At 42.7% G+C, this 1,006-nt stretch carries 2 protein-coding genes; both read right to left on the bottom strand.

Going from position 1 to position 1,006, the window contains the following annotated elements; all coding sequences use genetic code 11:
- Positions 1-132 (bottom strand): DUF4236 domain-containing protein (locus N1032_RS28520; protein ID WP_407933078.1); only part of this gene is annotated, 132 nt, incomplete at its 3' end.
- A 371-nt stretch (positions 133-503) separates the two neighbouring features.
- Entirely contained in the window at positions 504-845 is a 342-nt protein-coding gene (locus N1032_RS23820; protein ID WP_259542890.1) for a hypothetical protein, read from the bottom strand.
- Positions 846-1,006 lie beyond the last annotated feature (161 nt).

The following is a 1,006-nucleotide window of genomic DNA, read 5'->3' as shown; positions in this document are numbered from 1 at the left end:
GGTGCGAACCTTACCATTTTTAAAATTCATGGTTGCACCTTTACCACCGATTGAGGTGGACATACCGGACTTGCTAAAATTAAGCCTTACACCAGGCATAATCTTAACTGACTTACGAAAACGGAAACCCATGATAGTACCTCTACATTCACATAATAAAAGAAACAACAAATAATAAAGTCCACTCATTGAATGGGCTTGATGTTTGTTGTAAAAAAGCCCCATCACCTGGGGCAAAGTCTTACAGTCACTAGCTAACTTTCACTCGGATGTTTACTACTTACTACTTCTTTACGATCACTGCTCTACTGAACAGTAACCACCTGCATGATGACTACCAGTGCCGCCATGAGGGTGTTGACCTTTCGGACATGCCATAGCTGTACCAGCCATTGCCATGAGCACTGCTGCGATAATAATACGTTTCATATAACCACCTCTATTTAATTAAAAAAAATTGCCCCAAGATATGGGGCAAAGACTTACACTCACTTGCATGTTGATTAGCGGCAGTTTTTCTCTGCCAGTAATACTTGAATGTGCTGAACACGAGCCTGAGCATTTTGCTCGTCAACACTGTGGCCGTTACCTGTATCAATAAAGAACAGGTTGACTAAATCGAATACACCAATAATGGTGTTGGCAATGTTAGCACCGACTTGTACATTGCCGTCATGCTGAGCTTCTGCTAATTGATTCTTAGCAGTGGTCAGTTCAGATTGGAGAACCAGACAGGATGCGGTGTCGTCACCAGCATGAGCAGTTGTGATGTTTGGATTAGGTTGGGTACGAGCACAACCAACGAGTGAGGCAATGATAATTGACAGAGCAATAATCTTTTTCACAATTATTCCTCCACAGCACCAATATCATCACCGTCAGAATCCAGAACGTCACCATCATCAGTGACGATCACTTCATCACCTTCCATCACAGGGGTGGAGGTTTCATAATCAAGTCCATTGGACAGGGTGATGTGAGTACCATCACCATTTGTATCTGTTAC

The organism is Herbiconiux daphne, from assembly GCF_024979295.1.
In the GTDB taxonomy this organism is placed as follows: domain Bacteria; phylum Actinomycetota; class Actinomycetes; order Actinomycetales; family Microbacteriaceae; genus Herbiconiux; species Herbiconiux daphnes.
This window is presented reverse-complemented; position numbering and strand designations above follow the sequence as displayed.